Below are 13854 nucleotides of genomic sequence, written 5' to 3'. Positions count from 1 at the left end.
ATGAAAATTACCCAATATATATCATCAGCGGAGAAAACTCTTTTTTCTTTTGAAATTCTTCCTCCATTAAAAGGACAAAGCCTTAAAGACCTCTGTGAAGGAATCGAACCCTTGATGGAATTCAATCCACCATTCGTAGATGTAACCTATCACAGGGAAGAGTTTATTTATAAAAAGCATCCAAATGGTCTTCTTGAAAAAGTGAGTACTAAAAAACGTCCGGGAACTGTTGGGATTTGTGCGGCGATCATGAATAGGTTTAAAGTAGCAGCAGTACCCCATTTACTTTGCGGAGGTTTTACCAAAGAGGAAACCGAAAATGCGCTGATTGACCTGAATTTCATAGGGGTCCAAAATGTATTGGCACTCAGAGGAGATGCGCCAAAAAGTGAGAATAAATTTGTCCCTGAGCCAGACGGACATACTTATACCAAAGACCTTGTCACACAAATTGTGGGGATGAATCATGGTAGATACTTGCATGAGGAGACAGAAACAGGCTTTCAGACGGATTTCTGTGTGGGAGTAGCTGGATATCCTGAAAAGCATTTTGAGGCTCCAAGTTTAAAATTTGACCTCAAACACCTCAAAGAAAAGGTAGATGCTGGAGCAGAATATATCGTCACACAGATGTTTTTTGACAATGAAAAGTATTTCGAATTTGTAAAAAAAGTAAGAGAAATAGGGATTACAGTACCGATCATCCCTGGACTGAAGCCTATTACTACTTTAGGACAAATTTCTATGCTTCCAAGAACATTTTTCCTTGATCTTCCTGATGCCTTGATGGATGAATTGGAGAAATGCAAAACCAATGCAGACGTGAAGGAAGTTGGCATAGAATGGGCCATTCAACAAAGTAAAGAGTTGATTGAGGCAGGTACTCCTTGTTTGCATTATTACACGATGAGTAAGGCTGATGCTACATATAAAATTGCTAAAGAAGTATTTTAGAAACTTTTGAGTGCAACTAATTGCACTCAAAGGATTTTTTCCTCTGCTTTTTCCTTCAAAAAACTTGTGTCTCCAAGTCCGCAGGTCTATCTTCAAGGCATGATAAAACTGATAGAATGTCCAAGGGATGCGATGCAAGGTCTCCCGCAATTTATCGATACAGCGATTAAGGCAGCTTATATCAATCAATTGCTTCAAGTTGGGTTTGATACCATAGATTTTGGGAGTTTTGTAAGTCCTAAGGCCATTCCTCAAATGCGAGATACAGCAGAAGTCCTTGACCTTTTAGACCTTTTTGACAGTAAGTCGAAGTTACTTGCAATCGTAGCCAACACCCGTGGTGCGGAAGATGCACTACATTTTCAAGAAATTGATTATCTAGGTTTTCCTCTCTCAGTATCTGAAACTTTCCAACAACGCAATACAAATAAATCCATAAAAGAAGCCCTACAGACCGTAGAGGAAATACAGAACCTTGCAGAAGTAAAAGGAAAGGTCTTGGTAACATATCTGAGTATGGGCTTTGGGAATCCGTACGGCGATCCCTTTTCACCTGATTTGATAGCGGGATTTGTCAAGCAGCTAGACGAGCTTGGGGTGAAGATTATATCTTTTTCCGATACTGTCGGGACAGCGAGTCCGGAATTGATTACAGAACTTTTTGAGGTAAATATTCAGGCATATCCAAAAATTGAATTTGGTGCGCACTTGCATACTAGGCCAGAAGATTTAGAGTCAAAAATCAAGGCTGCCATGCGAGCGGGCTGTCAAAGGTTTGATGGTGCACTAAAAGGTTATGGTGGATGCCCAATGGCAAAGGATGATTTGGTGGGAAATGTAGCCACAGAATCAATGATTAAGGTTTTGGAAAAATGTGGTCAGCAAACAGGCCTCAATATGACTGAATTCAATGAAGCGATGAAGATGGCTAATGTTGTTTTCGCTTGATTGAGAATCTAATATCACCGTTGGTATGAATGTTTTGTGAAAAGGAAGCTGCTTCTTGTACCTTTGAAGAAAGGTTATCTTTATGTCCAAAATCCCTAAACTAGTCAATCAAACAAGAATATCGAGGAGGATCCACAAGTGGATTGGTGTTCCTGTTGCTATTTTTTTGATTTTAGTTTCTGTTACAGCTATCATGCTAGCTTGGAAAAAAGAGATGCGCCTCATTCCTAAAACGCAAAATAGTAGAGTGGAGGTAGCATCCAATTGGGTTCCTGTGGAACAAATCATAGACTCAGCGATTCTTCATATGAAAGACAGCGTGGGGAAAAGCAGCGAAATCGATAGAGTAGACATTCGTCCTGAAAAGGGGATTGCTAAGGTAGTTTTTAAGAGGCATTTTACAGAAATTCAAGTAGATGGCTATTCTGGCGCCATTCTTTCCGTTAGTCAACGCAATTCGGATCTAATTGAGAAAATTCACGATGGGAGCATTTTAGATTTTATTGTCGGCAGAGATGGTGGAGTTAAACACATTTATTCTACCATAACCTCAGTTTTTTTAATCTTTCTTTGTGTTACGGGTCTGATTCTTTGGTACAATCCTAAGGCTATCAAAAAGGAGAAAAGTCAAAAATAAATTAACCTGCTTTTACCAAAATAGAACGCGGATAATACAGATTTGGCGGATAGATGCGGATAAAATAAAAGATCAGTAAAAATCTGCTTGCTTTCTCAACTTTTAATTTTGGACATATTCTCCTTATCTTAGTTAGGCGCATCATTCGAGATTATGGAACAAGAGATATTTGACTTTTGGAAGTTTTTAGCTGGAATCGGACTTTTCCTGTGGGGGATGAATCAGCTTGAGGGATCTATCAAAGAACTGGCTGGTAAATCCTTTCGCAATCTCCTTCAAAAATCCACAAATACAGCATGGAAAGGCATTTTGATAGGAGCCTTGATTACTGCCGTTTTACAAAGTAGCTCCTTAGTCACATTGATGGTACTAGCCTTTTTAGGAGCAGGAGTAATCAATCTCAAGAATGCCATTGGAGTAATTTTAGGAGCCAATCTTGGTACTACAGTCACCGCTTGGATCGTCGCAACTCTCGGGTTTAAGTTTAGTGTAGCAGCTTTTTCCATGCCCTTTTTAGGGATTGGGAGTTTGATGTTTATCTTTTTCTCTAGCCGTCCCATGCTCAAAAATCTAGGAGCGTTTACCGTTGGTTTTGGTCTTTTATTTCTTGGGCTTGATTTTATGAAGTCAGCCATTGAAGCAGTTGCCGATCAGATTGATTTAAGCCAGTTTGATAAATATGGACTTTGGATTTATTTGGTTATTGGGCTAGTAGTGACTGCTTTGATTCAGTCAAGTTCGGCAATGGTTGTGATTATCCTCTCTGCTATGAGTGCGCGAGTGATTGGATTGGTCGAAGGTGCAGTCTTAATCATAGGAGCTAATATTGGTACGACTGTGACTGTAGGGATTGGATCATTAAATGGACCGGCAGACAAAAAACGTCTGGCACTTGCTCACTTTCTTTTCAATATGATTACTGGCCTGTTGGTTTTTGCATTTATCAGGCCTCTGATTGATCTGACTATGACTGTTTTTTCCATACATGACCCATTAATGGAGTTGGTTTTATTAAATACCTTAATTAATCTAATTGGTATCGTGGTTTTTTATCCTTTTATCAATAAACTTGAAGGCTGGCTAAAACATAGGTTTGGTGAAGAGCAACAAACAGGTATTGCTACATATATTGGAAAAGTAAAGCCAGATGTTCCTGAGGCCGCAGTCGCTGCTTTAGAAAAAGATATTCATTTGGCTTTTGAGCTCACAGCGGACTTTATTTTTAAGATTTGGGAAGGAGATGCGCTAGGTAATAAAAGAGATATTTCGATTTGGAGAAAGTTGGTACAGCAGCCGTACGATTTGCTTTTTCAGTACAAAAGAATCAAACAATTGGAAGATGAACTGACTGCTTATCATATCACGCTTCAAGTGGTTAATTTGGATCAAACTTCTGCACAAAAAGCTACCTCTTTGATGCTTGCTTTGAGGACGATGGTCTATGCTGCCAAGGATATCAAAGACGTCATGCACAATATCAAAGAGATGCAAGAGTCAGAAGATAATCAAGTTCAGGAATTGCTCGAATTTTTAAGGTCCTTCACCTTCGAACAATTGAATAAAATGAAGGCTTTTATTGATCATCAAGAAGACTTAGTGAGGCCAGATTGGATCGGTCAACATGATGAGGTATATCAGAATACGATTGCTGAATTATATCAAAAAGTGCGCAAACGACAACCTGAAGTGGCTATTTCTACGCTTACCAATGTGATCAAACAAGTAGTTTCTAGCTTAGATAACTTAGGTAGCTCACTAATCCATTGGAGGTTTATGGAGAAAGTGGTGATCGATCAGAAAGTTAGGGAGAATTAGTATGATGTTATATTACTTGGTGGGGAATTGGAAATACATATGAAATAATGTAGAAATAGGAGAAAAATACGATAGAAATAAAGCAGTAATACTGTTGATATATTGTAGAAATATGATGGAAATATTGAAGAAATGAGATAGAAATATAGTGCAATAGAAATCTTTGATCGTGTGCTCAATCACAGGTATCATTGGGTTATCAAAAAAAGCAGAAGCTTTTGAGCTCCTGCTTTAGGTTAAAAAGGGTGGTTTTGCAATTTTTTTATTCAAATTTCACACTCAATACAGGAATGTCTGACTTGAACAGTACTGTTTCGGTTGCGCCTATCATATAGGTGTTGGCAGATTTTCTTTTATTGGAAGCCATGGCGATGAAGCCGATGTTGTTTCTAGTAGCGAATTCTACGATGCCATTTTCTGCTTCATGATGATTATATATATGTTTATGTATAATTAACTCTTCCTGTCCGATGGCATATTTTTGCATTTTGTGCTCAGATTCCATAGAAGTACTAAATTTCTCAGGAGTATTTACAAAAAGAAAGTGTACTGCGCATCTTAGCTGCTTGATCAATGGCTTCATTCTGGTAAAAGCAGGTTTTGACTCTTCGTTAAAAAGTGAGGCAAAAGCCATTTTCCGCAAATCATTTCCATTGAGTAGCTTTTTGACAGCTAAGACAGGACATTGTGCGTTTCTCATCACTTTTTGGAGAGTAGACCCAATAAATTTTCCTTCAATATGTCCTTTACCATATGCACCAATGACAATCAGGTCAGCTGCTTGTTTTTCAGCGAGATGAATGATTTCATCATTGGGAATACCTACCTCTACTACACCTTCAACTGGAACACCAGGGGATTTGTGGTCGAGAATAAAAGCCTTAAGTTTATCCTTACTCTCAGCTTCTAGATCTAGAATATCTTGATTTTTCATCTTTTCTTTATCTGTAAGCTTGGACCAATTTAGTGTAGAAGCGACCACATTGACACAGGTGATGCTGCTATTGCCTTTTGAAGCAATCTTCATAGCGCTGAGGAAAGCATTCTCAGAGTAACTCGAGAAGTCTATTGGAACGATGATTCTTTTCATGGCTAGGGTTATTTTTGTTTCAACACCTCAAAATTCGCTAATTTCTCTTTTTTAAATCATGACATAAGTCAGCTAAAGAGCTGATTATATTCTGTTTAAATCAATATTTGATTTTGTATCTTTGAATTACAGCAAAATAACAAGATCATGACTTTAAAAGGAAAAACAGCAATTATCACCGGTGGGAGTGGAGGAATTGGATTGGCTACAGCCAAGACATTCTTAGATTTGGGAGCGGCAGGTGTATTCTTGGTAGATCTTCGTGAGGAAGACTTGAAGGAAGCTCAAAAAACTTTAAAATCTGAGTTGGTTTACACCTATGCTGCTGATGTAAGTAAAGCCGATCAAGTAGCGGCTTATACCAAAAAGGCAATTGAGATGATGGGAAAAATAGATATTCTCTTTCTCAATGCAGGAATAGAAGGAGTAGTAAAACCACTTACCGATTATCCTGAAGAAGTGTTTGACAAAGTTCTCGCAGTTAATGTAAAAGGTGTGTGGCTTGGAATGAAATATGCATTCCCGTTGATGAAAAATGGGGGATCGGTAATTATTACTTCCTCTGTTGCTGGTCTACGAGGTACAGCCCAAATGATGGCTTATACGACAAGTAAGCATGCCACTATTGGAGCAATGAAAGTGGCTGCGCTAGAAGGTGCGCCTTTAAAAATAAGAGTGAATTCTGTTCATCCTTCCCCTGTAGACAACAGGATGATGCGCTCTCTCGAGGAAGGTTTTGCCCCTGGAGCAGGTGCGGAAGTCAAAAAAGGTTTCGAGCAGATGATTCCACTTGGAAGATACGCAGTCAATCAAGATATAGCTGACTTGGTCACATTTCTTGCCTCTGATCAAAGTAAATTTGTCACTGGTGCGACTTATGTGATCGACGGAGGCTTCACGACTTGAGTGTGTGGTTGGTTTACTATTTTAACAAAGGGTTGGGTATTTTATCCAACCCTTTTTCTTTTGTGACATTTATCACTAAATTGATTTATCTTTAGTTGTTTATTTAATTGTTAATCATTGAATAGACAAATGGCCCATTGATTTAGTAAAAAGCATGATGCATATCCGTTTTCTTATCAGTAGGCAAACAAAATGACGTGTTTAAATCAATTGATGTACTGATAAAAATCTACTAATAGCCCTTGTGCGCCCTGACGTAAATAACGATTATCCCTATCAGTATAAGAGAAATTTTCTCGACGGTGCTATTTTGGATAATCATCATATAAAATAAGTAAAGATGGAATTAACATATCTAAAGCAGATATTACCAAATATAACTGACCCGAATCTCCTTTCAGCAATGATCAATCTGGGGAATGTTCACAAATTTGATTACGGTAAAGTGATCACCGAGCCAGGTCAGTTTGTCAAAATGGTGCCCATCGTTTTAGAAGGTGCGATTAAGATTATGCGAATGGATGAAGATGGCAGGGAGCTTTTTCTTTATTATTTGGAGCCAGGAGAAACATGTGCTTTATCGCTCACTTGCTGTACTACTTCCAAACCATCCGAAATCAAGGCAGTTGCGGAGGAAAATACTGTTATTTTAGGGATTCCAATCCAACTGCATGAACAGTGGACAGATAAATATAAGCAATGGAAAGATTTTGTAGCGAGCACCTATCAGAATAGATTTCAAGAATTGCTTATCGCATTAGATGCAGTAGCATTCAAGCGAATGGATGAGCGATTGATGCGCTACATTGTGACCAAGATGAAGCAGTACAAATCCAATGAGTTACACACCACCCATCAAGAAATCGCCAACGAACTGGGAACTTCCCGGGAAGTGATCTCTAGATTGCTGAAGCAATTGGAAAAGAAAAAATGGATAGAGTTGGGCAGGAATGTGATTTATATTAGGGATGATTTTGAGGAGTTGGTTGGATAAAGGTTTCTCGCAAAGGGATCAGAGGTGCAAAGAGACGCAAAGAAAGAATTACAAATAGGAATACATTTGAATCGTATCATGTCCTCTGCATTTTTTCAAGCCGCTGAGGATCGCGGAGAGCCGCAAAGGATGACTTAATCCTAACATAGCTCCAAAAAGTCCGAGAGGTACGAGCGATCTATTAACGGTAGGTTTCAACCTACCGACAAAAAGTCTCGCTACCACCCTAAAGTCCCATGGGACGAAAGATAAAATTGCTATAAAGGTCAAAATATCTCAATTCTAATTTTCAGGTATTTAAAAACCCATCCAAATTTTTTTAACTAAGATTATTGAGTATAGACAAACATAATAATATTATAAACAGTTTATATATGTAAATAACCTGTTTTTATCTTAAAAAAACACTTAAAGTTCTTTAAAATATTTTAAACTAAAAATTTGCTTCTTTCTTTCTTTCTTTCTTTAAAGTACCTTTATTAGTAGTCATACTTTTAGAGTCATTTAAATCTTATTTCAAATCAACTAAAAAAAAATGTTAACAAAAAATTAATTTTAGGTGTGTTTTTAGCTTTTGGGCTTTCGTTTACTTCAAGTGGAAGTACCTTTGAATGCACAGTTTCCTCTGATGCTTCCCAAAATGTAGGTACTTGTATATTATTATCATCTGGAAACGGTGATATGTGTATAAAAATGAACCTTGATGGTCCTGGTTGCAATAAAACAATTTGTATTGATTGCATTCTTCCAGTTTAATTAATGTAAATTATTGAAACTCGATCAACATTAATAAGGACAGAGAATGTCCTTATTTTAATTGCTTTGTAATTTCCATGAAAAATCTACTTTATACATTTTTATCATTTTTAATCTTGTTAGTTTGTTCTTGTTCAAAAGATTTTGAAAATAAGGTTGATGATTCTAGCTTATTAGATAAAATCCAATTTGAGTCAATAGGAATAAAAAAATTTCCCACTGACGGAAGACTTTCAAGCTTTATAAATTCTACCTTTTATAAAAATGGAGAATTGAGTTTTTTAAATTCAATTTACAATGAACTTTACATATTTAATTATAAAAACGAAGAATTGATTGATAAACTCCATTTTGAAGAGGAAGGTCCGAATGGAATTAGTTTTTTAGGCGAAGTATCTTCTCATGCAATAATAAATAGTGACTCAATTATTATTTACAATATGAATTTGGGGTATTTGTTCTTATTAAATAGCAATGCGCAATTGCTAAAGAAAATTCCCATTTCAGATTACAAAGATCCTAATAATTTGCCAGTGCCATTTCCGAGTACTCTTAGACCAATCCAATATGCGAATGGTAAAGTATACTTAGCTGCTGGAACTAATGGTAGGTTAAAAAATTATAATGATTATCCCTCAACAGTGCAAGTCGATATTCAAAGTTCTAAAGTTTCCTTTAAAACACTATACCCTGAGATCTATAGCAATGCGTACTGGGCAAGTCGATTTAAATATGATCCCGCTATTGGGATAATAAACGATAAATTAATTATCAATTATCCAGTAGATTTTAACCTTCATATCTATAATTTGGAGAATTTTCAAGATTTTAATGTTATTCAAATGGGAAGTAAATATTTCAATGAAATACCTCCTCTTAACTTAGATATGAAATACTACGAGAAAAAAAGATATGTGGAAGAAGGTGATTATTCATTATCAACTTCAGACTTTGCGGGATTGCTAATAGATTCTTTTAAACAATATGTTGTCAGGATAGCCTACATTAGACCTTCATTATTTCAAGTACAAGAGGGAAACAAAATTCCTGATTTTTCTATAATTATCTCAGATAATGAACTTAATCGATTAGGAGAGTTTAAGTTTGATGGAAAAATTTATGATTGTGTAAATATTTTCATTACCGAAGAAGGTATAAATATTTTCAGGAAAGATTTGTACAAAGAAGATGAAAACTATTTGTTCTTTGAGACATTTAAGTATTCTCACATTGACTAACACGACTATGTAAGTTTTCTCGCATATATTATCAAACTTAGATAAACCTATAGACAAAAAGTCTCACTACCACCCTAAAGTACCATCGGGACGAGCGATATAATTGCTATAAAGGTCAAAATATCTCACTTCTAATTTTCAGGTACTTGAAAATGCATTCAAATTATTTAAGTAATGTTGAATATTGTCCAGTTCAAACCACCACTTCTTCCTTCAAATTCCTCACCAAGCCAGTAGAAAAATCAAATACCCAAGCATGTAAATTAAGTTCAATGTCATTTGAAATTGCTTTTTTGTAGACAGATGTTTGCTTGATATTTTCAATCTGCTCTAGGACATTCAATTCCACCAATCTATTTAGCCTTTCATTTTCATCTTCTATAGCCTCCAAGTCTTTTTTATAATGCCTGATCACATCCTTGATGTTGGCGAGCCAATTATCGATAAGTCCGTTTGCTTTATTTTCATAAGCTGCTTTAATGCCGCCACAGCCATAATGACCATAGACGATAATGTCTCTCACTCCTAAAACCTCCACCGCATATTGCATGACAGATAGGAAATTGAGGTCTGTATGGGAGACGACATTAGCGATATTTCTGTGAATAAAAAACTCGCCCAATTCTGTCCCAAAGACCTGAGAGGGACTTACCCGACTATCTGAACAGCCAAGCAGCAGTGCTTTTGGATTTTGACCTACTTTTAATTCTTTGAAAAATTCTGGATTTTTTGCCAAAACTTCCTTTGCCCAATTTTGATTTTTGGAGAGGTATCGATCGACATTAAACTGACACATTATTTCTTCAAGTTAGATTGGATAGCGTAAGGAGTATATTTTTCCAATGTCTCTGAATCCATCGTATGGTCAAATGAAGAGACTGCTGAATTGTCATCCACAAATACGTGGTCTGCACCCACAGCCTCTAAAATTGCCCACCTGTTGAGCACATCTCTTACTGGGCCTTTGATGCTTGTCATACAAATATCTATATCCGATTTTCTCCAAGCATTGATCCATTCATTGAGTTCGTGAGCGCCCGTACTGTCGATATTGGTGACAGATTCCATGTTGAACACGATCATTTTCACCTGATCATTGCGCTCTTGAATCCATTTGTCTAGTTTGTCTTTGATAAACTCTACATTGGCAAAATAGATTGGGCCATCGATTCTGACCATCAAGAGATTTTCCTTAACATCCAAATCGGTAAACCTATCAATATTTCGATAGATATTGGAGCCTGGAACTCTTCCTAACTGTGCCATGTGAGGTCTTGAGGCTTTGTAGATCACTACTAAAAGTGATAAAACCATCCCAGAAATAATTCCTGTCTCAATGCCCAAAGTCAGTGTTATGATAAATGTCGCCACAAGCATGGTGAAGTCAAACTTATCTTTGTGCCACAAGTGAACAGGTTCTTTGAAATCAATCAATCCTGATACAGCTACCAATACCACCGCAGCTAGGATTGCACTTGGTAAATTGTAGAATAGACCTGTAAAGAATAAAAGTGTCAAGACAATCAATACTGCACTGACAATTGATGATAATGTTGTCTTAGCACCTGCATCGTTATTTACAGCTGTTCTAGAAAATCCACCTGTTACTGGATAACCTTTAAAGAAGGCAGATCCAAAGTTGGCCATTCCCAAAGCGATTAATTCCTGATTGGCGTTTAATCTATAATTTTTATGTTTGGCTTGAATCGTCTTGGCCACTGCAAAACTCTCTGCAAATCCAACCAATGAAATCGTCAATGCAATAGGGAAGAGTGTTTTCCAAGATTGCATGTCAAATGATGGAGAAGAAAATGTTGGTAATCCACTTGGTACATCACCTACGATTTTGACGCCATATTGTGTTAGGTCAAAACCTGCTACTAAAGCAATTCCAACAACTACGGCAACCAGAGGAGCAGGAAAACTTTTATGGATTTTCTTACCGTACTTGATGATGATGATACCAATTACGCCAATTCCAAAAGTGATCCAGTGGATGTCTTCAATATTTTGGAATATGGCTACAGCCATTTCTTGAATATGCTCAGAATTAGGCAGGTTGATTCTGAAAAGGTGCTTGATCTGACTCAGACCAATAATGATAGCAGCAGCGGAAGTAAAGCCACTGATTACGGGGTGGGAGAGGAAGTTGACTACAAAACCAAGTTTGAGTGCTCCCATTCCAAATTGAATCAAGCCAACCAAAAAGGCGAGTGTTAGTGCATAAATCAAATATTGTTCGGGAGATCCAGCATTCAAACTCGCTATACCCGATGCTGTCAAAAGTGATACCATCGCCACAGGGCCAACTGCGAGTTGCCTTGAAGTTCCGAAAATTGCATAGAGTAGAAGCGGAACTGTCACTGCATACAATCCATGTATGGGTTCCAAACCTGCAAGCATGGCATAAGCCATTCCCTGAGGAATCAACATGATACCTACAGTCAGACCCGCTGAAAGGTCACCCTGCAGATCTGTTTTTTTATAATTGGGCAACCACTCTAAAATAGGAAGGTAGCTTTTCAATTTATTGGAAATCGTATTATTCATAATCTAATTGCTGTTTGAAGTTAGCAAAAATCAGGATAGGTCACACCATTTTCTGTTTTCACTCCACAAAAGTCATAACTATTGAGATTAGGTTTGGTGATGTTTGTTACATCCAAGATAAGTTGATATAGATTGAGAATTTTTTTTATTTCTCTATTTGTAACAATTATCACTTCATTGCTTTCAGGATTTTTACATTTTTGCTTTGTGACTTATTGAATATTCAAACTACCTTACAACTAACGAGTAGCTTGAAATAACCGCTAATACCCAAACATGAAAAAATCTAGAAGAAGTTTTATTGCAAAGCTCGGCGCTTTGAGTGCTGGAACAGGTTTGATTTCCCTCGCACCCGGCTGTGCAAGTGATTCTAAAAATCAAACTGCTGAACTTGACGATACCATCAAAGAAAACTTTAAACTGACCATATTTCAAACAACTGACGTCCATTGTCAGATTCATCCGCATGATGAACTATACTGGGAAAACGGAGAGTCTATTTTCAAAAAAGCAGGTGGATATGCAAACCTTCATACTTTTATTCAGCAAGAAAGAGTAAAAGCTGAAAACTCTTTTCTGATAGATACAGGAGATATGTTTCAGGGCTCTATGCTTTCTGTAAAAACGGAAGGTCAAGCAATGGTTCCAATTCTGAATGGCATGAGCTATGATCTCTATCTACCGGGCAACTGGGAAGTAGTCTATTATAAAAAGGCCATGCAGGATTTAATGGGTTCCTTGAATGCTCCAAAGGTATGTGCCAATATGTATCATGATCTTGGAAATGGCCAAAAAGGAGAACTGATTTTTCCGCCTTACTATATTTGGAGAGTGAATGGTGTGAAAATTGGTTTCTTGGGCTACAATGATCACCTTGTTCCCAACAGACAATCTCCAAATTACAGTGAAGGAATTATTTTTACCAAACCCGAAGACAATGTAGCACATTATGTAGATGTGTTGAAAAATCAGGAAAAATGTGCTTTTGTAGCCATCGTTTCACATATAGGACTTTCTCAAGAAATCGCTTTAGCTAACAATCCTGCAGCAGAAGGTGTGGATTATATTTTGGGAGCTGATACACATGAGAGAGTAAGAAAACCAATTCAAGGAAAATATGCAAAAGTGGTTCAGCCAGGAGCATTTGGCTCTTTCTTAGGCAAACTTGAATTGACTTTTGAAAAAGGGAAAGTTGTGGCTGATTCCTATGAATTGATGGATGTGTTATCAGATGAAATTAAAGCTTCTGAGAAAATTGAAAAAATTATAGAGACCGTTGAAGCTCCTTTTAAGGCTGATATTGAGACGGTAATTGGGTATAGTACAATTCCGCTTTACAGGTACTTTGTGATAGAAAACCCGATTGATCAGATGGTTTTGGATGCTTTGGAATGGAACATGCCTGATATAGATATTGTCTTATCGAATGGCTTTAGATTTTGTCCACCAAATGCCACACCTGACCAAACAGGAAATATCCCAATCACGAGAGGAAATGTTTATGACATGTTGCCTGTAGATAGTATAGTGAGAACAGGGAAGGTTACAGGACTTCAGCTGATGAATTGGTTGGAAAAAGAGCTCAACAATGTTTTTGCAGAAGACGCTTCCAAGCGTTTTGGTGGATGGGTGATCAAATTCAAAGGAATGGAAGTGGAATTCAATGCTTTTGGAAATGAAGGAGAGAGGGTTAAATCTGTAAAAGTAGCAGGGCAGCCTCTTGACTTAGACAAACTCTACTCAATAAGCGCTTGTGAAAGAGATGGAGATCCAGCTGATGTTGTTTGTCGAATGAACAATGTCAAAGATGTTGTGAACAAAGACTTGACTTTACACCAAGTTATGCTGAGCTATTTAGAGAATAATTCACCAGTCACACCGACACCAAGGGGTGCAGCAAAGGCATTGGATGCTCCTGCTACATTACTCACGCAGGTATCTGGAGTGGATTATAATTTTAGATAAA

At 37.3% G+C, this 13854-nt stretch carries 11 protein-coding genes; 8 read left to right on the top strand and 3 right to left on the bottom strand.

What is annotated here, in order from left to right; translation table 11 throughout:
• The 4 genes from metF to IEV57_RS09240 all read left to right on the top strand — a co-directional run bounded on the left by metF (position 1) and on the right by IEV57_RS09240 (position 4354).
• Entirely contained in the window at positions 1-954 is a 954-nt protein-coding gene (metF, locus tag IEV57_RS09255; protein WP_188441977.1) for a methylenetetrahydrofolate reductase [NAD(P)H], read from the top strand.
• Between the two features lie 99 nt (positions 955-1053).
• Positions 1054-1902 (top strand): hydroxymethylglutaryl-CoA lyase, encoded by an 849-nt coding sequence (locus IEV57_RS09250; protein WP_188441975.1) that lies wholly within the window; start codon positions 1054-1056, stop codon positions 1900-1902.
• An 82-nt stretch (positions 1903-1984) separates the two neighbouring features.
• Positions 1985-2539: a PepSY domain-containing protein gene (locus IEV57_RS09245; protein ID WP_188441973.1), complete on the top strand. Its 555-nt coding sequence runs from the start codon at positions 1985-1987 to the stop codon at positions 2537-2539.
• A 153-nt stretch (positions 2540-2692) separates the two neighbouring features.
• The gene (locus IEV57_RS09240) at positions 2693-4354 is read left to right on the top strand and encodes a Na/Pi cotransporter family protein (RefSeq protein ID WP_188441972.1); all 1662 of its coding nucleotides are present in this window, start codon (positions 2693-2695) and stop codon (positions 4352-4354) included.
• Positions 4355-4616: 262 nt separating this feature from the next.
• On the opposite strand, the gene IEV57_RS09235 is transcribed toward IEV57_RS09240, so the two are convergent.
• Positions 4617-5444, bottom strand: coding sequence for a universal stress protein (locus IEV57_RS09235; protein ID WP_188441970.1), 828 nt, complete (start codon positions 5442-5444; stop codon positions 4617-4619).
• 147 nt (positions 5445-5591) lie between these two features.
• On the opposite strand from IEV57_RS09235, the gene IEV57_RS09230 reads away from it, so the two are divergent.
• The 3 genes from IEV57_RS09230 to IEV57_RS09220 all read left to right on the top strand — a co-directional run bounded on the left by IEV57_RS09230 (position 5592) and on the right by IEV57_RS09220 (position 9338).
• Positions 5592-6350, top strand: coding sequence for an SDR family NAD(P)-dependent oxidoreductase (locus IEV57_RS09230; RefSeq protein ID WP_188441968.1), 759 nt, complete (start codon positions 5592-5594; stop codon positions 6348-6350).
• Positions 6351-6690: 340 nt separating this feature from the next.
• On the top strand, positions 6691-7344 hold the full coding sequence (locus tag IEV57_RS09225; protein ID WP_188441966.1) for a Crp/Fnr family transcriptional regulator: 654 nt from the start codon (positions 6691-6693) through the stop codon (positions 7342-7344).
• Between the two features lie 833 nt (positions 7345-8177).
• Positions 8178-9338 (top strand): DUF4221 family protein, encoded by a 1161-nt coding sequence (locus tag IEV57_RS09220; RefSeq protein ID WP_188441964.1) that lies wholly within the window; start codon positions 8178-8180, stop codon positions 9336-9338.
• A gap of 193 nt (positions 9339-9531) precedes the next feature.
• Here the strand turns inward: IEV57_RS09220 and IEV57_RS09215 are convergent, their stop codons facing one another.
• Both IEV57_RS09215 and IEV57_RS09210 read right to left on the bottom strand, forming a co-directional pair.
• Complete coding sequence (locus tag IEV57_RS09215; protein WP_188441962.1) at positions 9532-10134, bottom strand: carbonic anhydrase; 603 nt, start codon at positions 10132-10134, stop codon at positions 9532-9534.
• Entirely contained in the window at positions 10134-11888 is a 1755-nt protein-coding gene (locus IEV57_RS09210) for a SulP family inorganic anion transporter (RefSeq protein ID WP_188441960.1), read from the bottom strand. Before IEV57_RS09210 ends, IEV57_RS09215 begins: the two co-directional genes overlap by 1 nt.
• A 276-nt stretch (positions 11889-12164) precedes the next feature.
• Here IEV57_RS09210 and IEV57_RS09205 point away from each other — a divergent pair, with 276 nt between their 5' ends.
• Positions 12165-13853: a bifunctional metallophosphatase/5'-nucleotidase gene (locus tag IEV57_RS09205; RefSeq protein ID WP_188441958.1), complete on the top strand. Its 1689-nt coding sequence runs from the start codon at positions 12165-12167 to the stop codon at positions 13851-13853.
• Position 13854 lies beyond the last annotated feature (1 nt).

The sequence above is a fragment of the Belliella aquatica genome, assembly GCF_014637795.1.
Taxonomy (GTDB): domain Bacteria; phylum Bacteroidota; class Bacteroidia; order Cytophagales; family Cyclobacteriaceae; genus Belliella; species Belliella aquatica.
The sequence above is the reverse complement of the archived record's forward strand: the minus strand, read 5'-3'. Positions and strand labels throughout refer to the sequence as shown.